This is a genomic window from Nocardia sp. NPDC005746 (genome assembly GCF_040630785.1).
Classification (GTDB): Bacteria; Actinomycetota; Actinomycetes; order Mycobacteriales; family Mycobacteriaceae; genus Nocardia.
Window position 1 is genome coordinate 56,479 of sequence record NZ_JBEXYE010000013.1, and the last position, 25,411, is coordinate 81,889.

The 25,411-nt window shown below is 69.7% G+C and carries 26 protein-coding genes; 12 read left to right on the top strand and 14 right to left on the bottom strand.

Annotation, left to right across the window (positions count from 1 at the left end):
* The first annotated feature begins 14 nt into the window (after window positions 1-14).
* Window positions 15-326: an amphi-Trp domain-containing protein gene (locus tag ABZ412_RS24115; RefSeq protein WP_357283851.1), complete on the top strand. Its 312-nt coding sequence runs from the start codon at window positions 15-17 to the stop codon at window positions 324-326.
* Window positions 327-342: 16 nt separating this feature from the next.
* On the opposite strand, the gene ABZ412_RS24120 is transcribed toward ABZ412_RS24115, so the two are convergent.
* Window positions 343-741 (bottom strand): pyridoxamine 5'-phosphate oxidase family protein, encoded by a 399-nt coding sequence (locus tag ABZ412_RS24120; RefSeq protein WP_357284193.1) that lies wholly within the window; start codon window positions 739-741, stop codon window positions 343-345.
* Between the two features lie 513 nt (window positions 742-1,254).
* On the opposite strand from ABZ412_RS24120, the gene ABZ412_RS24125 reads away from it, so the two are divergent.
* From ABZ412_RS24125 to ABZ412_RS24155, 7 genes are all read left to right on the top strand, one after another.
* Complete coding sequence (locus ABZ412_RS24125) at window positions 1,255-3,525, top strand: heavy metal translocating P-type ATPase (protein ID WP_357284196.1); 2,271 nt, start codon at window positions 1,255-1,257, stop codon at window positions 3,523-3,525.
* A 133-nt stretch (window positions 3,526-3,658) separates the two neighbouring features.
* Entirely contained in the window at window positions 3,659-4,537 is an 879-nt protein-coding gene (locus tag ABZ412_RS24130; protein WP_357283854.1) for a DUF302 domain-containing protein, read from the top strand.
* A gap of 83 nt (window positions 4,538-4,620) precedes the next feature.
* Entirely contained in the window at window positions 4,621-5,175 is a 555-nt protein-coding gene (locus ABZ412_RS24135; RefSeq protein WP_357283857.1) for a flavodoxin domain-containing protein, read from the top strand.
* 29 nt (window positions 5,176-5,204) lie between these two features.
* A complete protein-coding gene (locus ABZ412_RS24140; protein ID WP_357283860.1) occupies window positions 5,205-5,684 on the top strand; it encodes a DUF2267 domain-containing protein in 480 nt (159 codons plus the stop codon).
* Window positions 5,681-5,857, top strand: a complete 177-nt coding sequence (locus tag ABZ412_RS24145; protein ID WP_357283863.1) for a hypothetical protein — start codon at window positions 5,681-5,683, stop codon at window positions 5,855-5,857. The genes ABZ412_RS24140 and ABZ412_RS24145 overlap by 4 nt, the downstream gene beginning before the upstream one ends.
* A complete protein-coding gene (ppsA, locus tag ABZ412_RS24150) occupies window positions 5,850-8,159 on the top strand; it encodes a phosphoenolpyruvate synthase (RefSeq protein WP_357283866.1) in 2,310 nt (769 codons plus the stop codon). Before ABZ412_RS24145 ends, ppsA begins: the two co-directional genes overlap by 8 nt.
* Window positions 8,160-8,287: 128 nt before the next feature.
* On the top strand, window positions 8,288-10,015 hold the full coding sequence (locus ABZ412_RS24155; protein ID WP_357283869.1) for a GAF domain-containing sensor histidine kinase: 1,728 nt from the start codon (window positions 8,288-8,290) through the stop codon (window positions 10,013-10,015).
* 66 nt (window positions 10,016-10,081) lie between these two features.
* On the opposite strand, the gene ABZ412_RS24160 is transcribed toward ABZ412_RS24155, so the two are convergent.
* From ABZ412_RS24160 to ABZ412_RS24175, 4 genes are all read right to left on the bottom strand, one after another.
* Complete coding sequence (locus ABZ412_RS24160) at window positions 10,082-10,981, bottom strand: universal stress protein (protein ID WP_357283872.1); 900 nt, start codon at window positions 10,979-10,981, stop codon at window positions 10,082-10,084.
* Between the two features lie 37 nt (window positions 10,982-11,018).
* Window positions 11,019-12,017 (bottom strand): NAD(P)H nitroreductase, encoded by a 999-nt coding sequence (locus ABZ412_RS24165; protein ID WP_357283875.1) that lies wholly within the window; start codon window positions 12,015-12,017, stop codon window positions 11,019-11,021.
* 78 nt (window positions 12,018-12,095) lie between these two features.
* Entirely contained in the window at window positions 12,096-13,043 is a 948-nt protein-coding gene (locus tag ABZ412_RS24170) for a universal stress protein (RefSeq protein WP_357283878.1), read from the bottom strand.
* A 66-nt stretch (window positions 13,044-13,109) separates the two neighbouring features.
* Window positions 13,110-14,327 (bottom strand): Rieske 2Fe-2S domain-containing protein, encoded by a 1,218-nt coding sequence (locus ABZ412_RS24175; RefSeq protein WP_357283881.1) that lies wholly within the window; start codon window positions 14,325-14,327, stop codon window positions 13,110-13,112.
* Between the two features lie 205 nt (window positions 14,328-14,532).
* Between ABZ412_RS24175 and hsaA the strand changes: the two genes are divergently transcribed.
* A complete protein-coding gene (hsaA, locus tag ABZ412_RS24180; RefSeq protein WP_357283883.1) occupies window positions 14,533-15,696 on the top strand; it encodes a 3-hydroxy-9,10-secoandrosta-1,3,5(10)-triene-9,17-dione monooxygenase oxygenase subunit in 1,164 nt (387 codons plus the stop codon).
* 18 nt (window positions 15,697-15,714) lie between these two features.
* On the opposite strand, the gene ABZ412_RS24185 is transcribed toward hsaA, so the two are convergent.
* The gene (locus ABZ412_RS24185) at window positions 15,715-16,674 is read right to left on the bottom strand and encodes an acyl-ACP desaturase (RefSeq protein ID WP_357283886.1); all 960 of its coding nucleotides are present in this window, start codon (window positions 16,672-16,674) and stop codon (window positions 15,715-15,717) included.
* A 144-nt stretch (window positions 16,675-16,818) separates the two neighbouring features.
* Entirely contained in the window at window positions 16,819-17,535 is a 717-nt protein-coding gene (locus tag ABZ412_RS24190) for a sigma 54 modulation/S30EA ribosomal C-terminal domain-containing protein (RefSeq protein ID WP_357283889.1), read from the bottom strand.
* A 266-nt stretch (window positions 17,536-17,801) separates the two neighbouring features.
* Between ABZ412_RS24190 and ABZ412_RS24195 the strand changes: the two genes are divergently transcribed.
* Complete coding sequence (locus tag ABZ412_RS24195; protein ID WP_357283892.1) at window positions 17,802-18,614, top strand: hypothetical protein; 813 nt, start codon at window positions 17,802-17,804, stop codon at window positions 18,612-18,614.
* A gap of 28 nt (window positions 18,615-18,642) precedes the next feature.
* Here the strand turns inward: ABZ412_RS24195 and ABZ412_RS24200 are convergent, their stop codons facing one another.
* The 5 genes from ABZ412_RS24200 to ABZ412_RS24220 all read right to left on the bottom strand — a co-directional run bounded on the left by ABZ412_RS24200 (window position 18,643) and on the right by ABZ412_RS24220 (window position 21,717).
* Entirely contained in the window at window positions 18,643-18,900 is a 258-nt protein-coding gene (locus ABZ412_RS24200; protein WP_357283894.1) for a (4Fe-4S)-binding protein, read from the bottom strand.
* 151 nt (window positions 18,901-19,051) lie between these two features.
* Window positions 19,052-19,255, bottom strand: coding sequence for a cold-shock protein (locus ABZ412_RS24205; RefSeq protein ID WP_357085479.1), 204 nt, complete (start codon window positions 19,253-19,255; stop codon window positions 19,052-19,054).
* Window positions 19,256-19,369: 114 nt separating this feature from the next.
* Window positions 19,370-20,116 (bottom strand): pirin family protein, encoded by a 747-nt coding sequence (locus tag ABZ412_RS24210; protein WP_357283897.1) that lies wholly within the window; start codon window positions 20,114-20,116, stop codon window positions 19,370-19,372.
* Between the two features lie 131 nt (window positions 20,117-20,247).
* Window positions 20,248-21,132 carry an alpha/beta hydrolase gene (locus ABZ412_RS24215; RefSeq protein ID WP_357283899.1) on the bottom strand — a complete coding sequence of 295 codons (885 nt, stop codon included), beginning with the start codon at window positions 21,130-21,132 and terminating at the stop codon, window positions 20,248-20,250.
* A gap of 102 nt (window positions 21,133-21,234) precedes the next feature.
* Window positions 21,235-21,717, bottom strand: coding sequence for a nitroreductase/quinone reductase family protein (locus tag ABZ412_RS24220; protein WP_357283902.1), 483 nt, complete (start codon window positions 21,715-21,717; stop codon window positions 21,235-21,237).
* A gap of 437 nt (window positions 21,718-22,154) precedes the next feature.
* Between ABZ412_RS24220 and ABZ412_RS24225 the strand changes: the two genes are divergently transcribed.
* Window positions 22,155-22,691 carry a hypothetical protein gene (locus ABZ412_RS24225; RefSeq protein ID WP_357283905.1) on the top strand — a complete coding sequence of 179 codons (537 nt, stop codon included), beginning with the start codon at window positions 22,155-22,157 and terminating at the stop codon, window positions 22,689-22,691.
* Between the two features lie 208 nt (window positions 22,692-22,899).
* On the opposite strand, the gene cbiE is transcribed toward ABZ412_RS24225, so the two are convergent.
* On the bottom strand, window positions 22,900-24,144 hold the full coding sequence (gene cbiE, locus ABZ412_RS24230; RefSeq protein ID WP_357283908.1) for a precorrin-6y C5,15-methyltransferase (decarboxylating) subunit CbiE: 1,245 nt from the start codon (window positions 24,142-24,144) through the stop codon (window positions 22,900-22,902).
* Window positions 24,141-24,902, bottom strand: a complete 762-nt coding sequence (locus tag ABZ412_RS24235) for an SDR family NAD(P)-dependent oxidoreductase (protein WP_357283911.1) — start codon at window positions 24,900-24,902, stop codon at window positions 24,141-24,143. Before ABZ412_RS24235 ends, cbiE begins: the two co-directional genes overlap by 4 nt.
* A 67-nt stretch (window positions 24,903-24,969) precedes the next feature.
* On the opposite strand from ABZ412_RS24235, the gene ABZ412_RS24240 reads away from it, so the two are divergent.
* Entirely contained in the window at window positions 24,970-25,398 is a 429-nt protein-coding gene (locus ABZ412_RS24240) for a PPOX class F420-dependent oxidoreductase (protein ID WP_357283913.1), read from the top strand.
* Window positions 25,399-25,411 lie beyond the last annotated feature (13 nt).

Genomic DNA, 25,411 nt, shown 5'->3' on the forward strand with positions numbered 1-25,411 from the left:
GGTGTGCTTCATGCATGACACACCGCAAGATCTACGAAGAGCAGCGCACCCTCGACCGCGTCGAACTCGCCGACCAATTGCGGGAGCTCGCCGACGAACTCGACGCCAGGGGCGCCATCACCTACGGCAGCGGGGGTACCACCGGCACCCTCATACTCCCGGACAAACTGCGCGGCGAAGTCGAGATCACGCGTTCCGACCACGACGGTCGAACGAAAGTCGTTGCCCGGTTGCGCTTCACCGGCACCGAGAGCGACGTGGACACCGAGGACGAGCAGGAGGACGATGAGGACGCGGATTGGGAGATCGACGACCCCTATGCCTGAGCCGTCGGCGACGCGGCTATCCCGCCTTCTTCACCACGAGCCGCACCCCGGTCACCAGGGTCGGCTCGATGGCGACGAGGGAATCCATCACCCCGTCCACCCACGGCTGCAGCATCGCCTCGTAGCGGGCGACGCGCTCGGGATCGGTCACCGGTCGGGCGATACCCGTCACCACAACCGACCATCCCAGCTGTTCGACGGGATCGATCTCATCGGCTTCGTAAGCCACGACGACGTTTTCGTCCGCGCGCACCGTCGAGGTGAGCCGCGACGTGAGCCGGGTCCGCACGATGACGATCTCGCCGTCGTCGACCAGGTGGTTCACCGGCCGCACGGCGGGCAGCGCGTCCCGGGTGAAGATCACCCGCCCGAACGACACACTCGCCAGCAGCCGCAGCGCCTCGTCCCGGTCCATGGCCACGGTGGCGCGGGGTCCGAACGAACGTTCGACCTGCCCGTTCACGCGAAAGCTCCGGACACCCGGCACGCCCGCGGGCCGGATGCCTCCGGCCGCAAGCGCATTCGGACCGATAGAGCTTGGTACGCGCGCATGAACTGACGACCCTTCCTCACTGTCCCCCGGCACAATGCGTTCCCCCTGGCTCAATGTCATCACCGATACCCGTCGGCCCCACAGGGCCGAAGGTCCCATCTCGGACGTCCTTCCGACACCTGGCGCCGCCCACCGAGCGCCGAGCTCGTTCGGCAGAACCGGCTTCGAGGCAGGCAGCCAGGAACCTGCCGCGGACCCCATCGATCACCGGCTGACGGGTCCAAAGGCAGTTCTTCCGAGGGACTGTGGCTCTGTGATGCGCCGCATTCGTGCGGTGCACTGCAGAGGAACACGATCCGGCGGGAAGGGAGCATTCCGGTGCCCGAATCACGAGACCGGCATCGGTGGGAGCGGTACACCGGTGTCGCGAGCGCGTTGCTGCTGATCGGCACCATCGTGCCGCTGCTGGCGGGCGTGATCGCCCGGGTGACCGGCGCGATCACGGTCGCGGAATGGTGTTGGGCCGCAGGCACGGTGGTCGCCATCGTGCCCGCGCTGTGGTGGGTGGTCTCGGCACTGCGGCGCGGGCGGGCGGGCGTCGATCTCATCGCGGTGCTGTCGCTGGCCGGCACCCTGTTGGTGCACGAATATCTCGCCGGGGCCTTGATCGCGGTCATGCTCAGCGGCGGGCACGCCCTCGACGCGGCGGCCGAACGCCGGGCGACGCGGGATCTGCGAGCGCTGCTCGAACGAGCCCCGCGATCGGCGCGGCGCCGACGCGGAGCGGTGGTGCGGGTCGTCGGCCTCGACGAGATCGCCGCGGGCGACATCCTGGTCATCGCCGCCGGAGAGGTGGTGCCGACCGACGGCAGGATCCTGGATTCGGTTGCGGTGCTGGACGAATCGGCGTTGACGGGGGAACCGTTGCAGGTCGAACGGGCCGCCGGGGAACCGGTCCGCAGCGGCGTGCTCAATGCCGGTGCGGTATTCGAGATGCGGGCCACGGCGACCGCCGAGGACAGCACCTACGCCGGCATCGTACGACTGGCCCGGGAGGCGGGGGCCGACACTGCGCCCACCGTCCGCCTTGCCGACCGCTACGCCGCCTGGTTCCTCCCTCTCACGCTGGCCGTCGCCGCCGCGGCCTACTGGTTCAGTGGTTCGCCAACCCGCGCGGTGGCGGTACTGGTGGTCGCCACGCCCTGTCCGTTGTTGCTGGCCGCGCCGGTCGCGATCGTGTCGGGCCTGTCCCGCGCCTCCCGCGTCGGCGTCGTCGTCCGCGGCGGTGGGGCGTTGGAGAACCTCGGCCGCGCAACCACTCTGGTGATGGACAAGACCGGAACCGTCACCGCCGGGCGGCCCGTCGTCACCGAGGTCGCCGCGGCCCCCGGCACGGATCCGGCGTGGCTGCTGCGGCTGGCCGCCTCGATCGATCAGCTCTCGCCGCATGTCCTGGCCGCGGCGATCGTGACCGAGGCACTGGCACGGGACCTGCGACTCGAGGTCGCCACCGAGGTTTCCGAACGAGCGGGACACGGCGTGAGCGGCATGGTGGACGGCCGCCGCGTGCAGGTCGGCAAACTGCCCGACGGCGCGACCGTTCCGGGCTGGGCCCGGCCGGTCATGAACCGCGCCAGGCTCGATTCCGCCGCGATCGCCTGGGTCACCGTCGACGACGACCCGCTCGGGGCCGTGCTGCTGCGCGACCCGTTGCGGCGGCACGCGCCCCGCACTCTGCGGCGGCTGCGTGAGGCGGGACTGAACCGGCTCGTCATGCTGACCGGTGATCGCCCCGAACCCGCGCGGGAGGTCGCCACCGTGCTGGGCTTGGACGAGGTGTACGCGAACCAGAGTCCGGCCGACAAGGTCGAGGCGGTCCGGCGGGAGAGCGACCGGCACGTGACCGTGATGGTCGGCGACGGGATCAACGACGCCCCGGCCCTGGCCGCCGCCACGGTCGGCGTGGCCATGGGCGCGCGCGGATCGACCGCGTCGTCGGAGGCCGCCGACATCGTCCTCACCACCGACCGGCTGGACCGGCTCGCCGATGCGATGGACATCGCCCGCCGCTCGCGGCGCATCGCGGTGCAGAGCGCGACCGTCGGGATGGGGCTGTCGTTGCTGGCAATGGTCGTCGCCGCCTTCGGGTGGCTGCCGCCCGCGCCGGGCGCGCTGCTCCAGGAGGCCATCGACGTCGCCGTGATCCTGAACGCGTTGCGGGCCCTGCGCTCCGGCCCCGCCAGCGGGCGCGCCGTACCGGTCGACACCGATGAACTGCTCCGGCATTTCGCCGCCGAACACGACACCCTGCGCGACACGCTCGCCACGCTGCGGGCAGTGGCGGACCGGATCGCGGAACGCCCCGATGCCGAGGCGCTGAAGGCGCTCGAGGCCGCGCACCGCTTCCTGGTCGAGGATCTGCTGCCGCACGAGCGGGCCGAGGAGACGAAGCTCTACCCGGCGCTGGCCGGGCCGCTCGGCGGATCCGAGGCGACGGCGACCATGAGCCGGGCGCACGCCGAGATCCAGCGATTGACCACGAGAATCGGCACGCACCTCGAATTGGCGCGGGCGCGTGATGGTTTCGATCCCGACCAGATCGACGATCTGCTCGCGTGCCTCTACGGGCTGCACGCCGTCCTGCGCCTGCACTTCCTGCAGGAGGAGGAGAACTACTTCGTTCTCGCCGCCGACGAACGGCTGTGATGGCAGCCCGCCCCTCGGGACACTCGGCGCGGTCCGGTCATCGACTTGTTCCCGCCCCACCGGGACCTTCTCCTCTGGAACCCCGCCCGACCGGTGCGCAGGCTGGTGAGACAGCAATCGAAGGAGGCATGCGATGGAATACCGGGTCAATGTGTGCGAGACAGCGCCGCAGGCGGTCCTGCGCATCCCGTTGGAAATCCGGCCCGACCTGTTGAGCGAGGGCATCGTCAGCGGGATGGACCGGTTGAGCGAGGTCGCCGGGAAGGCGGGACTGACCGCGAACGGTGCGCCGACCATCACCTTCCATCGGGAGCTACCCGCCGAGGACGCCATCGTCGTCGACTTCGGGCTTCCGATCGAAGCGGCCCCGGCGCTCGGACCGAGTTCCGGGGCCGAATTGGTCATCCAGTCCCCGATCCTGGTGGCCCGCACCAGCCATCGCGGCGGCTACGGCGATATCGACGCCGCCTACCGCGCCCTGCGGGAGTGGCTGCGGCAGGCCGGCTATCGTCCCGTCGGACCGCCGACCGAGGCGTACCTCGTGGGGCCGGACGAGGTGAGCGATCCCCGGCTGCTGATCACCGAGATCCGGATCCCGGTGGCGCCCGCCCCGGCCATCGCGGTACACCTGGCCACCACCTTCTCCGACGCGGTGGATCGAACCCGAACAGTGTTGCGAGAGCGTGGATTCGGCGTCGTCACCGAATTCGACGTGCAGGCGTCGCTGCGGGAGCGGACCGGTGAGCACATCGAGGAGTATCTGATCCTCGGCGTCTGCAACCCCCAGCTCGCGGGTCTGGCCTTGGCGACCGATCGCGAGGCCGGGCTGCTGATGCCCTGCACCGTGGTCATCCGCGCCGAGGACACCGGTGTGCTGGTCGAGGCCGTCGATCCGACCCTGCTGGTCCAGGTCCTGGCCCGGCCCGAATTGGCGTCCTCGGCCGAAGAGATGCGCCGCATGCTCGCCGGGGCGCTGTCGGGACTGGATCAGCCCGCCGCCGCCGCGGGCTGACGGCGATGCCGGGGACCATGGTCCCGACCGACCCGGGTACGAGTCCTCTCACCGAATTTCGCCCACGCGAGCACGCTCGACACATGGCAACCACAGCACCCCGCATCGCCGTCGTCTACGCCTCCGCGCAAGGGTCCACGCGCGAGATCGCCGATTTCATCGGCGCCTCGCTCGCGGCTCGCGGCGCGACCGTCGAGGTCGCCGACGCCGAACACGCCCCCGACCCGACACGTTTCGACGCCCTGATCCTCGGCAGCGCCGTCCACGACCGCGCCCTGCTGCCGGAACTGGAGGGCTTCGTCCGCGACCACCGTCATGAACTGCGCGCGCGGCCCGTCTGGCTGTTCAGCGTCGGCCTCGGCCCCGCCCTGGTCGGCCCGATCGGACACCTGATGGGCCGGGCCGTTCCGAAGCGAATCGTCGAGGTGCGCGACGCCGTCATGCCGCGCGGATACCGCGCGTTCGCCGGTCACTACGAACGCGCGGGCGTCTCGCTCCCGGCACGCGCCCTGTACCGACTGCTCGGCGGCCACCGCTACGGCGACCTGCGCGACTGGCCCGCCATCACGGCCTGGATCGACACCGTCGCCCAGGAGCTGAAACTGCCCCGGCCGCAGGCCATCCCGACCCACCCCTGACCTTCTTCTCCGCGAGAGAGGCCACGCCGATGAGCCATCACACCGATCCGTTCGCTCCCGCGATCCATACCGGCCGCGTCTGGCTGCGCACCGTCGCCGACCGTCTCGGCACCGACGACCGGATGGCCGCGCACCAGGCGCTGCGTGCCTGGCTGCACGCGGTGCGTGACCGCCTCGATGTGGGCGCCGCCGCACATCTGAGCGCGCAACTGCCCACGCTGCTGCGCGGCGTCTACTTCGAGGGCTGGACGCCGGGACGCGTTCCGGTGCCGCACGATCCGCAGTCGTTCCTGCACCAATTCGCCCGTTCGGCGGACGTGTCGGTGGAGGAGGCGAGACGGTCGGCCGCGGCGGTCACCGACGCACTGGCGCAATTGTTCTCCCCCGGCCAGCTCGACCACGTCCTGGCCCAGCTCCCCGCACCGCTGCGGCGCGTGCTGCTCGGCGCCGACTTCAGCGACATTCTCACCGCGGCGGGCATTTTCGAGGCTCCCGAGGTCCGCTCGTGAGCATTCGCCACGCACCCCTGTTCGTCATCGCACTGCCCTTCGTCGTCACCGGCCTCGAATTGACCGGCGCATCGCCGACGGTGCTGCTGTGCGCCCTGCTCGTCCTCGCCATCCCGATCCTGGGGCTGCTGCTACTGCCGGGATCGAACAAGAACTGGAGTAGTCATGGGTGACTATGTCGCCGCCTTCGATGAACTGCGGCTGACCGACGCCGACCGCGCCGGCGGCAAAGGAGCCAACCTCGGCGAACTCGTCGCCGCGAAGCTCCCCGTGCCACCGGGTTTCGTAGTACTCGCGGCCACCTACCAGGAGGTGATCCGGGCCGGAGCCCACGGCCCCGAACTCGACGAGCTGCATACTCGCGGGCTCGCCGCGGCGGCGGGGGCCACGCGCACCGACGGACAGCAGCTCGACGAGCTGTGCCGCCGCATGCGCGAACTCGTGCACGACACCCCAGTCCCGGCGTCGGTCCGCGACGCCGTCGTGTCGGCGTACCGCCGGCTCGGCGACGACGTCCTGGTGGCGGTCCGCTCCTCGGCGGTCGGCGAGGACAGCGCGACCGCGTCCTTCGCCGGAATGAACGTGTCACGCACCAACATTCACGGCGACGACGCCGTGATCACCGCGCTCTCGGACTGCTGGGCGTCCCTGTTCACGCCGCGGGTCCTGACCTATCGGGCGCGGCGCGGCATGCGCGATCACCCGCAGATGGCCGTGGTGGTACAGCGCATGGTCACCACCCGCACCGCGGGCGTCGCGTTCACCGCGGATCCGGCCAGCGGCTCGCGCGATCGCATCGTCATCGAGGCGGCGCGCGGCCAGGGCGAGGTGGTGGTGTCGGGAGCCGTCACGCCCGACACCTACGTGCTCGACGCCGCGGGGCCGACGCTGCTCGACAGCCGGATCGGCCACCAGAGCTTCGTCATCGTGGCCGGTCCCGACGGCGACCGGCGGATCCAGCTCTCCGAGTCCGAGGCCCAGGCCCCCGCGCTGACCGAGGACCAGACCCTGGCCGTGGCCCGGCTCGCGCTCGAGGTGCAGGCCCACCACGGCGGCCGCCCCCAGGATGTCGAATGGGCCTTCGACGATGACCACCTGTGGCTGGTGCAGGCGCGGCCGATCACCACGCTGCCCGACGACATCGACGCGAAACCGCCCGTAGCGCACACTGTCGAGGGCCGGGTCCTGGCACGCGGGCTGGCCGCGGCGCCCGGGCGCGCCACCGGGCCGGTCCGGGTACTGCGTTCTCCCGCCGAAGGATCCGCGCTCGGCGACGGGGAGATCCTGGTCGCCCCCATGACCAACCCCGACTGGCTGCCGACCCTGTCGCGGGCCGCCGCGGTGGTGACCGACAGCGGCGGCATGACCTGCCACGCCGCCATCGTGGCCCGTGAACTCGGCATTCCGTGCATCGTCGGAGCCCGGACCGCCACCGCGCAGCTGTCCACCGGAGAGGAAGTCACCGTCGACGGTTCCGCGGGTCAGGTGTACGCCGGAAACCGGCTTCCCGCGGCGGTCACGGCCGTCCCGCGCCCGGTGGGGGCTGCCGTGGCACCGGAGGCCACCGCCACGCGCGTCTACGTGAACCTGGCGCTGCCCGAGGCCGCCGAACGCGTCGCCGCCACCGATGCCGACGGGGTCGGCCTGCTGCGCGCGGAGGTCCTGCTGACCCAGGCACTGGGCGGGCGGCACCCCCGCGACCTCATCGCCCGCGGCGAGGACGAGAAGTTCATCCAGAGCATGGCCTCCTCGATCCATCGGATCAGTTCCGCGTTCGGCACCAGACCCGTCATCTATCGCGCCAGTGATATGCGCAGCAACGAATTCCGCGCGCTCGAGGGCGGCGGACGCTACGAGCCCAGCGAACACAACCCGATGATCGGCTTCCGGGGCTGCTATCGCTATGTCCGCCAACCGGAGATGTTCCGGCTGGAACTGGCCGCCCTGGCCCGGGTGCGGGAACAGACCCCGAACGTGCACTTGATGATCCCGTTCGTCCGCACCCGCTGGGAGCTCGAAGCCTGCCTCGAGCTCGTGGACGCCAGCCCGCTGGGCCGCCAGCGCGGCCTGCACCGCTGGATCATGGCCGAGGTGCCCTCGGTGGTGTACCGCCTGCCCGAATACGTCGCCTTGGGCATCGACGGAATCTCCATCGGCAGCAACGATCTCACCCAGCTCATGCTCGGCGTGGACCGCGATTCGGAGGAGTGCGCCGAACTGTTCGACGAATCCGACGCCGCGGTGCTCGATGCGATCGAGCGGATCGTCACCGGCGCGCGGCAGCTGGGAATCACCTCCTCACTGTGCGGTCAGGCGCCCTCCACCAAGCCCGAGTTCGTGGAGCACCTGGTGCGGGCGGGCATCACCTCGGTCTCGGTCTCCCCGGACGCGGTCGGGCGCACCCGCCGCGCGGTCGCCACGGCCGAGCGCCGCGTACTGCTGGACCGCGCGCTGTCGGTGCCGGACGGGAGGTGACCGAAAAGCGGCGGCGCTGTCGGTAATCGGCTTTCGTCCTCTGCCGCCTAGAATCTGAACCGACCTAAACTCGGGGCAGGCCGTAACGGACAAAACGTGCGCGGATCCCACACGTACAGGAAGACGATATGACCGTAGAGCCCCAGGACGGCTCCTACTCGGTGCGCGAGACCCTCTCCCAGCTCCGGCTCCGGGAACTACTGGTCGAGGTCAAGGACCGGGTGGAGCTGATCATCGACGCCCGTGATCGCATGGACGGCCTGGTCGAGGCCATGCTCGCGGTCACTTCCGGGCTCGATCTGGACCAGACCCTGCGTACCATCGTGCACACCGCCATCAGCCTCGTCGACGCCCGCTACGGCGCCCTCGGCGTGCGCGGGCAGGATCAGCACGGGCAGGATCCGCTCGAGCAGTTCATCTACGAAGGCATCGACGAGGCGACCCGCGCCGAGATCGGCGAACTACCCGAGGGCCGTGGCGTCCTCGGGCTGCTGATCACCCAGCCCAAGACCATCCGCCTGGACAACATCGCCGATCATCCGTCGTCGGTGGGCTTTCCGGCCAACCACCCGGCGATGCGCACCTTCCTCGGCGTACCGGTGCGCATCCGCGACGAGGTCTTCGGCAACCTCTACCTGACCGAGAAGGCCGGCGGGCAGCCGTTCACCGAGGACGACGAGGTGATCGTGCAGGCGCTCGCCGCGGCCGCGGGCACCGCCATCGACAACGCGCGGTTGTACCAATCCAGTCGCAGCCGGCAGGCCTGGATCGAGGCGACGCGCGATATCGCCACCGAATTCCTGGCCGGAACCGATCCAGAGGAAGTCCTCGCGCACGTCGTCGTGCACGCGCGCACCCTGACCGAATCGGCCTGGGCGTTCCTGGCGGTCGACGACGAACCCGACAGCGACCCCGACGCGGTGGAGGGGCTGCGGATCAGCCATTGTTCCGGGCCGGACGGCAAGACCCACAGCGGATTCGCCCGCACGTCGGGGACCGCGGTCGGGCTGGCGTTCCGCCAGGGCCTGCCCCACTGCCCGGACGTCGGCGAGGATCTCGGCCTCGACGCCGAACTCGACGCCGGTCCGTCGCTGGTCCTGCCGCTCAACGCGCAGGACTCGACCTTCGGCGTGCTGGTCATGGTCCGCCCGGTCGGCGCGCCCCCGTTCTCGGACGAATTGCAGGGGCTGGCAGCGGCATTCACCGGTCAGGCCGCCCTGGCCATCCAGCTGTCCGAAGCGCAGCAGCGGATGCGCGAACTCGACGTGCTCACCGATCGTGACCGCATCGCCCGGGATCTGCACGATCATGTCATCCAGCGGCTGTTCGCGGCCGGGCTGAGCCTGCAAGGCACCGTGGCCCGCGCCCGCTCGGCCGAGATCCGGGAACGGATCTCCGACGTCATCAACGATCTCCAGGATGTGGTGCAGGAGATCCGGACCTCCATCTTCGACCTGCACGGCGGCGCCGAGGGCAGCACCCGGCTGCGGCAGCGGATCGAGGAGGTCATCCGCAAGCACACCGCCGACACCGGACTGCGCACCTCGTTGCGCATCTCCGGACCGTTGTCGGTGGTGGCGGCCGAACTGGCCGATCACGCCGAAGCCGTTGTACGCGAGGCGATCTCCAACACGGTCCGGCACGCGCACGCCGAGACGGTCGCGGTGACCATCGACGTCTCCGACGATCTCACCGTGCTGATCGCCGACGACGGCCGCGGCATTCCCGCCGGCATCACCCCCAGCGGTCTGCAAAACCTGGCCCGCCGAGCCGAACAGCTGGGCGGCACGTTCACCTTCGGCAGCAACCCCGACGGCGCGGGGACGTTGCTGCGCTGGGCCGTGCCGTTGCCGTGACCGGACACGACGCCGGGTGCGCCGCCGACCCCGCACAGGGTTGACGGCGCGTCCGCTCCGGCCGGATCACTCGCCGCGCACGACGATGATCGGGCAGTCCACCGCGTGCAGCAGAGCATTGCTGGTGGAGCCCAGCAGCATGCCGAGGAACCCGCCGCGGCCGTGGCTGCCGACGACCACCAGCTGCGCGTGCTCGGATTCGTCCACCAGTGACCGAACCGGCCTGTCCTTCACCAGGATTCGCCGGACCGGGACATCGGGGTAGCGCTCGGCGTATCCGGCCATCTCCTCGGCGAAGGTCGCGTGCTCCTGCTCCTCGAGCGTCTCCCAGCCCGCCATCGGCATGTAGGGTCCGCTGACGTCGCTCCAGGCGTGTACGGCGGTCAGGCCGGTCTTGCGCAGCGACGCCTCCTGGAACGCCAGCTCGAGCGCGGCGACGCTGTTCGCGGTTCCGTCCACACCGACGAGCACCGGCTGCCGGGCCGAGATCGGGTCCGCCGCCGCGGTCGAATGGATCACCGCGACCGGGCAGTGCGCGTGGTGGGTCACCGCGGTGGTGACCGAGCCCAGCAGTCCGCGCCGCAGCGCTCCGAGCCCGCGGCTGCCGAGCACCATCAGGCGGGCGTGCCGTGAGAGCGCGATCAGATGCGGGATGATCGGCTCGGTCGTGACCTCCGACGACATCGGAACGCCTTCGCCGGGCAGCGTCTCCGACGCGATCCGGGTCGCCTCGCCGACTACCCGCTCGCCTTCGGATTCCAGCCACGCCATGTCCTCGGCACTGAGCACCACGGTCGGCGACGGCCCGACCGGCGCACAGATCGAGGTGACGATCCGTAACGGGCAACCGTGCCGCGCGGCGTCGAGCGCCGCCCACGCCACGGCCTGGTACGAGACGGCCGATCCGTCCACCGCGACGACGATCGCGGGATTCGAATCCGCCTGCGGGACAGTGTTCTCGGTCATGATGATTTCTCCTGATTCCTTGTCCGGTCGCGGGTTCTCAGCTCTCGCCGGACGAGATCACGGGCTCGAGCGGCCGCACCACGTCGTGCAAGGGCAGCCGGGGTGTGGCCGGTACCGGAACGGCGCTGGTTGCCGCCCAGCCCATGCGAATGATCAGTTGCGGATAACCGAAATCACCCAGCAGATCGTGGCGGATCCTCGACCGCACTCCGGTGATCTCGAGCGGTTCACTCAGCGCGCAGGTGGCCAGTCCGCGCACCGTGGCTTCGAGCAGCACCGCGCTGGCCGCCTCGCCGGCGCCGAGCCAGGCGTTCAGGTCGTCGGCGGCGGTGCACACCAGCAGCATGCGGGCCTCCTCGTCGGTGTCACGAACTACCGCCTCGGGCAGGCGCGGGTCGCCGAACGGTCGCACGGTCGGGTCCGAGGACGCGACCGCGTTGCGCGCGGGAACGCCTTGCGGATCGGCGTGATGCCCGCTCCACTGCGCCAGCTCGGCGGTGTAGGCCGCATCACCGCGGTGCGCGGTCGCCGCGTCGACGAAGGCCCGCAGCAGGCGGGCGTGCTCACCGTTGGCGTCGACTTCGCGGACCTGGACTCCGGATGCCTCCGCACCGGCGGCGGCGATCGCCGACACCTGCGCCGACGGCACCTCCCAGGAGGTGAAGCGACGACGGTCGCTACGTCGCTGCGCGATCGCGCGGGCCGTCCGGACCGCCGCCTCGTCGACGGTGCCCGGCCGCAACTCCACCGACGCGAGGTGCCGCGGTTCCGCGGGGTTCGGGAACCGGTGCACAACCGGCTCCCAGCCGAACGCACGCAACGCGACCTGCAGATGGTGCAGCGCCGCACCGCAACTCACGACGAGCTCACGACTGTCTGGATCGGTGTAGGGCAGGCGCCGGCTGTCGTCGGCGTACAGGTGCACCGTGGTGTCCCCGACCCGCCACAGCCACGGCTGGGTGTTGTGCACCGACGGCGCCCGCACCGCCAGCGCCAGGGCGGCGCGGACGGTATCAGGATCGGGGTGTTTCGACATCGCTTGTCCTTCCTCGGAATTCGCGTTGCTGTTGCCTTCAGCATGGTCCGATCGCGGGCCGCCGGTGACGGCCGAAGGTCACTGTCCCGCGGGTTCTTCGGCCCGGTTTCGCAAGGGCTGACGGACCACCACCACCGGGCACGGCGCGGTGTGCAGCAGCGTGGTGCTCACCGAGCCGAGCACCATGCCGGTGAGCCCGCTGCGGCCGTGGCTGCCGACCACCACCAATTGGGCCGACTCGGCATGGTGGAGCAGTACCCGAGCCGGGGTGTCCCAAGCCACCACCCGGTGCACTGTCACTTCCGGCCACCGCGCGGCGTATCCGGCCAGCGCCGAGCCCAGCAGCACGTCTTCGGTCTTCTGGATCGACTCCCAGCCCAGTGCGGGCGCGTCGAAGCCGGTGGTGTCGTTCCACGCGTGCACCGCGATCAGGTCCACCTTGCGACGCGCGGCCTCCTCGTAGGCGAACTCGACGGCCGGAGCGCTGTTCGGCGATCCGTCCACGCCGACCACCACCGGCTTGGTCACCGACTCCGGCTCGGTTTCCGAAACACCGTGCACGATGACCGCCGGGCAATGCGACTGCCGGGCCACCCCGGTGCTCACCGACCCCAGCACCGCCCGCCGCAGCGCACCGAGCCCCCGATTGCCGACCACCAGCACCTGGGCCCGGCGCGAGCGGTCGAGCAACGCCGTGGTGATCATGTCGAAGATGAGTTCGGTTCTGATGTGGAGGCTTTCGCCCGGCACGGTGTGGTGGGCGATCCGCGCGGCGTCGGCCAGGACCTGCTGCCCCCGCACGCGCAGATCTCGCACGTCGTCGGGCCCCAACTCCGGCGCACCGGGCACGATCGGATTCGCGTAGGAGGTGACGATATGCAGCCGGCATCCCCGCAGATCGGCTTCGGCGGCGGCCCAGGCCACCGCCTGATACGAGATCTCGGACCCATCGGTGCCGACCACGACCCCCAGGTCGTCATCACCGGCGGGTTCGAAAGTCGTTGTGGGGTGGGCGTTGTCTTCCATGGCATCTCCTGAATCGGCGGTGCCCCGAGCATCCCGCCCGCACCGGATCGGCCACAGAGAACAACGTCACACTCCGGCGGGACGTCCTCCCCCACCGCCCGGGGACCCGGCCGCCACCTGGGACTCGCGCAGGTTCGCGGCCACTTCGGCCTCCCAGACCTCGTTGGCCCGGGAGGTGTCGACCTCGAATTCGAAACGCTGCCGCGACCTCGGATCGACGGCGGCGACATCGGTGTAGAACTGCTCGTACCAGCGCCGCAGCTGGTAGATCGGCCCGTCCTCGTCGCACAGCAGCGGATTCTCGATCTTGGTCTTGTGCTTCCAGATCTCCACGTCCTGCAGGAAGCCCGCGGCGATGCCCTCGGTCATCTTGGCGGCCAGGCGGTCGGCCGCGTCATCGGACAGGCCGAGAGGCTTCTCGAGGCTGATGCCGTACTGCAGGACGAACGAGTCCTGGCTGACCGGGTAGTGGCAGTTGACCAGGACACTGTTCACCTCGAACCCGCCGTAGTTGTTGAGCAATGTGTTGATCATGTACGACGGCCCGAAGTAGGACGCCTGCGAGGTCAGCAGGGTGTCGCCGCCGTACTTGGCGCCGGTCGCCACATCCGGGCGTCCCTTGGTCTCCAGGTACTGCGTGGCGACCTCCCCCTCGAAGACGTTCTTGAAGAAGGTCGGGAAGGCGTAGTGGATGTAGAAGAAGTGCGCCATGTCCACGATGTTGTCGATGATCTCGCGGCAGTGGGAGCCCTCGATCAGGATCGAGCGCCAAGTCCACGGGGTCCACCCGGGATTCATGGTGTCGAGATCGCAGCCCGCGGCGTCGATGTACGCGCCGGGGGCGTAGGGGATCGTCACCCCCGGCGCGGGCGGATTGCCTTCGTGGTCGTGCCACACGAACAGCTGACCGTTGCGTTCCAGGGTGAGCCACGAGCGCGTCCGGGCCAAGAGCGGAACCCGCCGCGCGTAGGGGATGTCCTTGCACTTGCCGTCACCGCCCCAACTCCAGTCGTGGAACGGGCACGCGATGTTGTCGCCCTTGATCTTTCCCGTCGCGAGGTCTCCGCCGAGATGGCGGCAGTAGGCATCGAGCACCTGCAATTCACCCGTGCTGTCGGCCCAGACGACGAGCTTGGTCCCGAACGCCTCGACCGGATGCGGTCGACCGTCACGGAAGGAATCAGCGAGGCCGAGGCAGTGCCATCCCCGGGCATACCGGCTGGGCGCGGAGCCCACGTCGATGTCGCGGACCTTGCCTCCGTAGCCCTTGGGGTTCGGCACCATCACACACTCCTCGCAATTAGAACATGTTTCAGAACATCGTCAGCTTCGGGCACGGTTGACCACAGTGACAATGGTCGAAAGTCCCTACTATTCGGTCATTTGCTCCACTAGCCCTTGCCGCAACGGTGCTCGATATTGACGAGAACGTGTTCTACAAATGGCGGTCGGAAAGCCGCCCGCCCGATAGTCAGGAGCATTCCGCGAGATGACCCAGGAAATCGTCGACCGCGTCGCAGCGGTCCTTCCGGCACTGCGTGAACGAGTCCAGGAAACCGAGCGGCTGCGCCGGATCCCGGACCAGTCCATCAAGGATCTCCAGGAGACCGGGTTCTTCACCTTGCTCCAGCCCCGCCGGTGGGGCGGTCTGGCCGCGGACCCGGTCGTCTTCTACGACACCGTCCGCACCATCGCGAGCGCCTGCGGTTCCACCGGCTGGGTGGCCGGCATCCTCGGCATTCACAACTGGCATCTGGCGCTGTTCGATCAGCAAGCGCAGCAGGATGTCTGGGGCGAGAACACCGATGCCCGCGTCGCGTCCTCCTACGCGCCCCTGGGCGCGGGCACGAAGGTCGCGGGCGGCTATCTGGTCACCGGGGCGTGGGCGTGGTCGTCGGGCTGTGATCACGCCGACTGGGTGTTCGTCGGAGGCCCGGTCCTCGACAACGGCAAGCCCGTCGACTTCGGCTCGTTCCTCATCCCCCGCGACGACTACCGCATCGAGGATGTCTGGCATGTGGTCGGACTGCGCGGCACCGGATCCAATACCGTGGTCATCGAGCGGGTCTTCGTCCCCGAACACCGCTTCCTGAGCTTCCAGGCCATGGGCGAGCTGAAATCGCCCGGCCTGGAGGTCAATCCCGACCCGGTGTACCGGATGCCCTGGGGCACTATCCATCCCACCACCATCTCCACCCCCATCGTCGGCATGGCCTACGGCGCCTACGCCACGCACGTCGAGCACCAGGGCACACGAGTGCGCGCGGCGTTCGCGGGCGAACAGGCCAAGGACGATCCGTTCGCCAAGGTGCGCATCGCCGAGGCCGCCAGCGATATCGACGCCGCCTGGCGGCAGCTGTCCGGCCACGTGGCCGAGGAATACGCGCACCTCGTCGCGGGCCGCGATATCCCGTTCGCGCTGCGGGCGGCCGCCCGTCGCGACCAGGTGCGGGCCACCGGTCGGGCCATCGCGTCCATCGACCGGCTGTTCGAGGCGGCGGGGGCGACGGCACTGGCCGAAGACACCGCGCTGCAGCGGTTCTGGCGTGACGCGCATGCCGGGCGGGTCCACGCGGCCAACGACGCCGAGCGCGTCTACGTCATGTACGGCAACCACGCTTTCGGGCTGCCGCCGGGCGACACGATGGTGTAGCCCGGCGGCGGCCGGCGGTCAGACCCGGGCCGCCTCCCGCGCGAGTGCGCGGTCGCGCTGTTCCTCGAAACGCGGAATCTGGTAGTTCGCGAGGTTGTCGAGGAAACTCGCGAGGCGTTCCCGGGCCTGTTCCCCGCGCGGCCCGAAATCGTCGCGGCCGAAGATGTTCCACTGCCGCATGACCGGCTCCAGCACTTCCTCGAGGTGCTGGCGCAGGTCGTAGATGCCGTGCTTGGCCATGAGCACGCCGTGCCGCCGGAAGTTCGGCATCCCAGCGCCGGGCATCCGGAAATTCTCCACGATCAGATCGATGGCCTCCATCGCCTGATCGGGAACCAGATCCAGGGCGGCGCCGCACAGGGTGCGGTAGAAGATCATGTGCAGGTTCTCGTCCAGGGCGACGCGCTGCAGCATCCGGTCGGCGATCGGGTCGTCGCATACCGCGGCGGTATTGCGGTGGCTGATCCGGGTTGCCAGCTCCTGGAACGACACGTACGCAACCGAATACAGGAATCCCGCCTGCCCCTGCGCGGTGAGCTGATCGACGGGCGGGGCGAAGCCGTTCGTCATGTGCGCCATCCGGTCGTTCTCGAGCGCGACGGGATCGGCGCCACGCGTCACGACGAGATAGTCACGCAGCACGATGCTGTGCCGGGCTTCCTCGGCGGTCCATCGCCCGACCCAGGAGCCCCAGGCGCCGTCGCGAGAGAAGTTCTCCGCGATTTCCCGGTGATACGAAGGCAGATTGTCCTCGGTGAGCAGATTGGTGATCAGCGCCGCCTTCGCCACCTCGGACAGCTGCGATTGCTCAGGATCCCAGTCGGTTCCGCCCAGCTGCGCGAAGTTCCGGCCTTCGTCCCACGGGATGTAGTCGTGCGGATGCCAGTCCTTGGCCATCGACAGATGCCGGTTCAGCGCCGCCGCGGCATCGGATTCGAGTTCGGTCAGGATCTCCAGCTGAGTCAGATCTCGCGCCAATGGATTGTCCGCCTTTCATTTCCGGAAACAGGAACGGGAGAGGGTGAAACATGGCCGCCTACCCCGCATGCGCGTGCACAGCGGACACGCATCGGGGTGTGACAACCGATATGGGAAGAGAACTGTGAGCCTTCGGGCTCGCGACTACCCGCCGTCAGCGGTCACGAGACTCAGATCGCCGTCGTAGCGGCGGTACAGCAGCCGGCCACGACCGGTGGCCGGATCGACAAAGAACAGGAACGGCAATCCGCTCTCGCACACCCGCCGCACCGCATCGGCTTCGATGAGCGTGGGGGCCGGGCGGGGGTTCACGACGAACGGCCCGGCCGCATCGCCGTCCGCACGCGGCGGATGGACACTGTGTTGACGCGTGAGCCGGAGCCCTGAGGGACCAGCCCGGTAGACGACGGCGTCCTCGCCGGTCTCGATGTCGATGAACAAGTGGGCGTCGTAGTCCATCCGGTCCATGATCATGGCCGCGTGCGACGGCGAGAGAGTCTGCAGCGAAACGGATTTGCGGCGCGCGACGGCTCCCGGCCCAGGCGCGTCCAACGGTCGACGGTCAGGCTCGGGCCATGTGCGCGGCTGCCATGCCGTGCGCAGAGCCAGAATCCGGCGTTCCAGCCGCACGATCATCGGCAGGGCGTCTCCCGCGCCGTGGGTCAGTGTCTGAATCCGCACCGGGGTTCCGCCGACCGACAGGTTCACCTGAGCCAGATAGGGGCCGATATCGCAGTTCGGCCCGGTGATCCGCAGCCGCGCACCGTCTTCCACCCGCATCCGCCGCAGCTGCCGGCCCACCGCCCCGGCGTACCGCTCGCATTCGAGCACCGGCACCCGGCCTCGGGCGACGACAACCACGTCCGGAAACGCCTTCGAGGTCCACGCCTCGGACGCCCTCAGCATCGCACCACCTCCACGTTCTCGGCCCACCGGACACATCACCGTTCCTGCCGAGAGTGCCGGTCCCCGCAGGGCGCCGAGAAGGGCCGAAGGTCACCGATGCGCGGACTTTCTACATGGCCTTCTGCTGCGATCAAGGCGGAGTGGAGTTTCCATCGCACGTCCGCCACGAAGGGACCTTGGGCCCTGCCCCCGGATCGGCTCCGCACAACAGACTGATCGTCATGCGCAAACGATTCGAGTTGGCTTTCAACGTGTCCTATCTGGCGGTCATCTGGGGCCTGGTGATCGCCATGCGGCGACACCGCGACCGCGTTCCGCAGGAACAGCGGGCGACCGCGGCCCGGTTCGAGGAAGCCTTCACCCTGCTGGCCACCGGCGATACCGCGCATCTGGCATTGCGGGCGGTGTCGATGGCGCGCGGCGAGGACCGCGGCTACCTGACCTGGCGGGGACGGCGGGCGAGCCTGATCGGACTCGGGGAGATGGCCACCTCGATCACCATCACCCTGTTCTACGTACTGTCCCTGGATGCCTGGCGGCTGCGGTTCCGCCGATCCTGGGACGGTTTCACCCGTTCGCTGCTGGGACTGTCGTTCGTACGGTTGATCCTGCTGGCGACCCCGTTCAACAACTGGGACAAGGACGAAACCCCGGAAGGTTACGGCGTCGACCGCAACGTCCCGCTCCTGGCCGTGGGCGCGAGCGAGATCTACCTCATGCGCCGGGAGGCCGCCCGCACCGGCGACCGCACTTTCCGCTTCCTCTCCGACGCCATGGCGGCATCCTTCGCCTGCTACCTCCCAGTCATCCTGTGGGCTCGCCGAATCCCGCAACTGGGCCTGCTCATGATCCCCAAGACCATCGCCTACCTGGCCATGGCGTTCCGCGTCTACCGCGACTTCTTCAGCGGTACAACGGAATCGGCCGATCCGGGGCCGCAGCGGTGCGATCGCGCCGATTCACAGGCACCAGACCAGATCCGCCGATCCCACCGGGATGGTGAAACAGCTTCCGCCCCTTCCCCCAGCCATTGACCAGGGATCTTGCGTGGATCGGGTCGAGCTACGCCGGCGGAGCGGTGCGGGTGCGGCCGTCGCCGGTGCGGTAGCCGAGGGCGTAGCTCGGGCAGCGGTCGATCACGTCGACGATGTCGTCGACAGAGGCCGCGGACGGGTCGATCCAGGGGCGCCGGTCGCGGTCGAAGACCGCGGGGAGGCCGTGGACGCATTCCTGGGCGTGGCGGCAGCGGCCCGGCTCCCAGGTGATGGTGACGCCGGGCGCGGAGTACTCGCGAATCGCGTCCGACTTCTCGTGGGGCATGGGATCTCCTTCAGTCGGCGGAGCCTGGGCGATGGTGGTGCGCACTTCCCCCTCGAGCATGCCCGAGCCCTCTCGAGGTTGCCCGGGTGGCGAGAACGCGGGCACGAAAAAAGCCCGCGCGGTGATGCGCGGGCTTCCTCGTGGTCGACGACTAGATGGCGCGGACCTGCTGGGCCTGCGGGCCCTTCTGGCCTTCGCCGATTTCGAACTCGACGCGCTGACCCTCATCGAGGGACTTGAACCCGGAGCCGGTAATCGCGGAGTAGTGGACGAAGACATCGGCGCCGCCACCGTCCTGGGCGATGAAGCCGAATCCCTTTTCGCCGTTAAACCACTTCACAGTGCCTTGCGTCATTACTTGATGCGTTCTTTCTGTAGCGAGCCGGGCGATCAGTTCGACTGCCCGTTCTCAGCGTAAAGAATGCCACCTTTTGGAACTAATCCCTAACAATCGTGCCTGAGCACACACTCAGGCCAGTGCGGTATGCATCTCCCAGATCAGCACCTCGGCAGGCTCGAGCGCGGTCACAATATGCCCGCCACCAGCGGACAAGCGCACAGCGTCGCCTTGCGACAGCCTGCCGGAGCCCTCGAAATCCACCGATCCGCGGGCCACGAAGACATGGCCGTAGGGCGCGTCGGGGACCTGGATGGCGTGGCCGGGGTCCAGCCTCGCCACATGGAAGGCGGCTCCACTGTTGCCGATCGCGATCGCTGTCCGATCTCGGTCTCGGCGCATCCCGGACGCGACGGTGACCAGACTGTTTCCGGTCAACCGGTCGGCGATATCCAATTCCTGATAGCCGGGGGTCACACCGGGCTCGTCGGGCGGCACCCACATCTGCACGACATGCAGCCGCTCCCGCTCCAGATAGCCGGCGCCATTGCGTTCGGAATGCATGATTCCGGCGCCCGCGCTCATGCGCTGCGCCATACCGGGATGGATCAGACCGGAATTGCCCGCCGAATCCTGGTGCACGACAGTACCTTCCAGTACCCAGGTCACGATCTCCATATCCCGGTGCTGATGGGTGTCGAACCCCTCACCCGGATCGACGATGTCCTCGTTGTGGATCATCAGCAGGCCGTGCGCGTTCGCCGCCAGATCGAAACTGCCGGTCGCGGGAAACGACTGCCGGGAATCGAGCCACTCGCTGCGCCACCGCCACCGATCCGCGGCCGGGACCACCCGGACCTCCGATTCACGCACCGCCATCGCTCGCCTCCACCAGCCGATCCCTCCCGCCTCTGTAAGCCGGGCGGGCGGCCGGGCATTCCCGGCCGAGCCCCGCCTCACACCGCACCGAGGCGGTGATCGTCGGCGTGACCCGGCCCGGGTGCGCCCGCTCAGACCAGATCGGCTCGCAGCGAGGCCAGGATGTCGGCGGATCGTTCGACGAACAGCAGGTGACCGGCATCGGGCACGAGGTGCAGGCGGGCCCGTGGGAGGGCCGCGGCCAGGCTGGTGGCGTCAGCTGCGGGGACATTGCCATCGGCTTCGCCGTGCCAGACCTGGACGGGGGCGGTCACCTCGGTCAGGTCGAAACCCCAGTCGCGGGTGAAGACCAGGCGGATGTCGGCGGCGAAACCGCGGCTGCCCTGTTCGAAGCTGCGGCGGAGGTTGGTGTCGAGTTTGGCGGAGAGCTCCGGGTCGGCTTCGACGCGGTCGCGGTCGACGGGGGCCATCTGCGAGACCAGGCCCGCGACGCCATTGCGGCGGCGGATGACCACCGACATCTCGAGGGCCATGGGGTGGACCAGGAACGGGACGCGGCGCAGGACGTTCAAGCCCTTGCGCCGGCGAAGCGCCACCGGGTCGAGATCCGCGGCGGCGGGCTGTTCGCTGGTCGGGGCGGGGGCGGACACGAGGGCCACGCCAGTGACGCGCTCGGGCAGGCGGGCCGCGACGGCGAGGGCGAACGGGCCGCCGCCGCTCACCCCGATCACGCCGAAACGGTTCAGGCCCAGCCGGTCCGCCACCGCGGCCACGGTGGCCGCCCAGTCGGCGACCTGCTCCCCGGCCGGTAGTGACGATTCCGCCATGCCCGGGCGGTCGACCGCGATGACGCGGACCCCGGCGGCGGCTCCGGCGGCGTCGAAAGCCTCACCCTCGACATGCGTTCCGGGGACGCCGTGGCAGTACAGCACCGGCATCCCATCCCCCGCACCGTACTCGGCGTAACTCACCCGGCAGTGCGGCAAAGCAATCGTTCGCGACACGGCAGCACTCACGCGGGCCAGCCTAGGCGAAACCGGCCCCCAACAGGTCAAACAACGTTGTTCCACACGGGGGCAGGGCAATTCGGGCCGAACCGACAGCCCGACGCGGGGCCGTCACCGTGGCTCGAGCAGCACCACCGGGATCAATCGTCCGGCCGCGCGTTCCTGATAGAACGCGAAGTCCGGCATCGCCGCCACGAACCGTGGCCACCATCGGTCCCTTTCGTCCGCGGTCGCCACGCGCGCCCGGACCGGCCGCACCGTCCCACCGACCCGCACGACCGTGTCCGGGTGGGCGAGCAGGTTGTGGAACCAGGCCGGATGCTCCGGCTCCCCCGCCTTGGACGCCGCGACCGCCAGCACGCCATCGGCCTCGACGTACATCAGCGGGGAGGTCCGGCGCACGCCGCTGCGCGCGCCGACGTGGTCCAGCAGCAGGATGCGGCCGCCCCGCCAGCCGGGCACGCGCCCGCCGATCCGGCCGCGCGACCAGCGATAGACGCGCACGTGCACCGTCGTGGATCGACGACCCAGGTAGATACCCCGACGATTCGCGAATCGCGAACCGGCCGAGACCATTCGACCGAACAGCGCCATACCGCCAGTAAACACGACACTCGTCCGCGAACCCGGCCCCACGCAGACCGCCCTGTTCCGGCCACGGATTCGAGACACGTCACCGATGTGCCCGCGTCCCACTGACGCCGCCCGGAGCGACTTTTCCGTTACCGGCGCACATGCGCCTGACCAGTGTCGTTGCCGGATCCGCGAAACGCCGGGACTATCGAAGGGGAGGGCTCAGTGCCGTCGAGATGCGTTGGGGCAGGGTGGCCCGAAGGTGACGAGTGGCGAAACTCAATGAGCGGCCCAGTGTGTCGCTCTTGCGCGGACCGGATCGACCGACCGACAGTGTGAGGGTCGCCGCCCGATGAGCGAATACACGGCAAACGCCGTGTTGGTGCCGAACCGCACCGGCTCACGCGCGCCCGACACCGAGCCCTGGCAGAGGAAACGGCACGGAAGGATCGAAGGCGATGACCGATATGACCATCGACGCGGCGGTCGGCCGCACCCCGTTCGCGCGACCCACGGTGGCCGTGACAGCCACACCGGCCCGGACCATACCGGCCCAGGCCGCGGCGGCGCGGCCGTCGACGGTATGGGAGAAGGCCAAGACCGCACTGGTCACCAGGACGCTCGGACACCGCCAACTGGTCACCGCCCCGCGCCTGGTGATTCCCTTCGGCGACAACGGCCTCGCCTTCCGCGTCTCGTCGTTCGCCGCGGAAGCCGAGCAACTCGCCCTCGACCCCCGCGTCCTGGTCCAGCCCGGCGACTGGCGCGGCAACCCGGCCGTCGGCAGCCGTCAGCTCATGGGCCACGCCAACCTGGTCGCCGAGGGCGACCTGCTCGCCAAGGTAGAGGCGGCGATCGACGCCAAATACGGCTGGCGCACCTCACTGGCCAAGGCCGCCCACCGCCTGGCCAACGGCTCCGCCCCCTACGGCAACATCGTCGTCCTGGTCACCGTCTTCGAACCCGGCCCCCTCGCGCTTCCCCCGGTCGGCTGACCGCGCCGGCCAACGCCGCATCCGACGTCTCGTCGCGATCACCCCTGCGCCGCGCCCAACCTGGCGGCGTGGGTATTCGCGTGTCACGCACCGCCTCACGTCGCGCCGATCTCGCGGCATGGCGCACCACGCGTCCAGCTCTGGTTCGCGACATCGCCGGCAGTGCGGCACCCCTGTCCGCCGCACCACCGGTGGTCTCTCCGCGTGGCTAGCCTTGCGGCGCGGCGGGTTTCGTCGTCACCCAGTGGGTGACCGGGAGTTGGGGGCGCCAGGCGGTGAAGCCGCCGAGGGGTTCGGCGCGGTAGATCTGGAAGCGGCGCAGGGTGCCGCCGTGCTCGTCGGCCAGACGCAGGAGCAGGCTGTCGGATTCGGCGGTGACGGCGCTCGCGACCAGACGGCCACCGGGACGCAGGCGCGACCAGCAGGCGTCGAACATTCCGTCCTGGGTCAGGCCGCCGCCGATGAAGATCGCATCGGGGGCTGGGAGGCCTGCGAAGGCGTCGGGGGCCGGGCCGTGGACATCGACGCCGGGGACGCCGAGGGTGGCGGCGTTGGCGGCGATCTGCTTGCAGCGGCTCTCGACTCGTTCGAACGTGACCGCCCGGCAGGCCGGGTGGGTGCGGCACCATTCGATCGCGATGGTGCCGGATCCGCCGCCGACATCCCACAGCAGTTCGCCGGGCGCGGGGGCCAGCGCCGACAGGGCGAGGGCCCGCACCTCCGACTTGGTGAGCTGGCCGTCGCCGTCGTAGACCTCGTCGGGGAGGCCGGGCACACGGGTCAGACGCGGTGCCGACGGGTCCGCCACGCAGTCGATCGCGATGATGTTCAACGCATCACCGAGGGGGTGATCCCAGCGGGCGGCGGTACCGGTGACCAGGCGTTCGGCGGGGCCGCCGAGCTGTTCCAGGACCGTGAGAGCCGATTCGCCGAATCCATTGCGCGCCAGCAACTCCGCTACCGCGGCCGGGGTGTGCTCGTCGGAGCTCAGGACGAGAATCCTACGGCCGGAGGACAATTCCGGGACCACGCTCTCCACGCGCCGGCCGACCGCGCTGACGACCGGTGTCGCATCCAGCGCCCAGCCCAGGCGGGCGCACGCCAGCGACACCGACGACGGCTGCGGCAGCACGCGCAGCGCTTGGGCTCCAACCAGTTTCGTCAGGGTCACGCCGATGCCGAAGAACATCGGGTCGCCACTGGCGAGGACACCCAGCTTGCGGTCCGCGTACTCGCGCAGCAGTCCCGGGAGGGCGGGCACCAGCGGCGAGGGCCAGGCCACCCGCTCCGCGCCCGTCTCGCCCTCGGGGATCAGCGCCAATTGCCGTGTGGAGCCGAGCAGGACGTCGCAGGCGGCGATCTCGCGCCGCGCCGGACCGCCCAGACCGTCCCAGCCGTCGGCCCCGATCCCGATCACGGCGATCGGGACCGACGGCGCGGGAAGCTCGGTCATCGGCGGGCCCGCCGCCACAGCGCGTAGGGCGTGAGGCGCATGGCGATGAACAGCAGCCGAATGCGGCGCGGCACATCGACATTGCGGGCGCGCCGGTACAGGCTCGCCACCACCGCGTCGGCCACCTGGTCCGGGGTGCTCGACATGATGGCGGGCTTCATGCCCGCGGTCATGCGCCCGATGACGAAGCCGGATCGCACCATCAGCAGGTGCACACCGCTGCCCTCGAGGGCCATCTGCAGGCCGCCGGCGAAGCCGTCCAGGCCCGCCTTGGCCGACCCGTACACGTAGTTGGCGCGCCGCACCCGCACACCGGCGATGGAGCTGAACACCACGATCTGCCCGTCGCCCTGCTCGCGCAGCAGGTTCGCCAGACTGGTCAGTACGCTGACCTGCGCCACGAAATCGGTCTGCACGATCGCGACCGCGTGTTCGGGGTCCTGTTCGGCCAGTGCCTGATCCCCGAGGATTCCGAAGGCCACCACCGCGACACCGATGCGCCCGTGCTCGGCGATGATCTTCTCCAGCAGCGGCTGATGCGAGGCCATGTCGTCGGCGTCGAACTCGACGCAGTGCACCGCCGCCGCCTCCGCGATCAGCAGCTCCTTGGTCTGCGCCTGTAACCGGTCGGCGCCGCGCGCCGCGAGAATGACCTCCCGGCCCGGCGACAACCGGCGTGCCACTTCCAGCCCGATCTCACTGCGCCCGCCCAGCACCAGTACGACGCCCTTGTCGACGTCCCGCGATCCGAAACCCATGGCCCACAGTGTGCCACCCGGGCACCGCCGCCCGGTGCTCCCGACGGCGGATTGCTAGCGTCGAATCATGACCAGCACCGCCGCACGCCCCGAACTGTCCCCCGCCGCCGCCGACTTCGTCACCGAGCGTCACCTGGCCACCCTGTCCACGCTGCGCGCCGACGGCACCCCGCACGTCGTCGCCGTCGGCTTCACCTGGGATCCGGAGGCCGGGATCGCCCGCATCATCACCAATGACGGCTCGGTGAAGGTCAACAATGTGCGCCGCTCCGGGTACGCGGCGGTGAGCCAGGTCGACGGCCCGCGCTGGATCACCCTCGAGGGACCGGCCACCGTGCTCGACGACCCGGCCGCGGTGGCCGACGCCGTCGACCGGTACGCCGGCCGCTACCGCCAGCCCCGCGAGAACCCGACCCGCGTGGTCATCGCCATCCAGGTCCAGCGGGTGCTGGCCAGCAGCGTGTTCAAGCCGGGAGCCCCCGCCCTCGGCCACTGACCTGCCGCGGGGG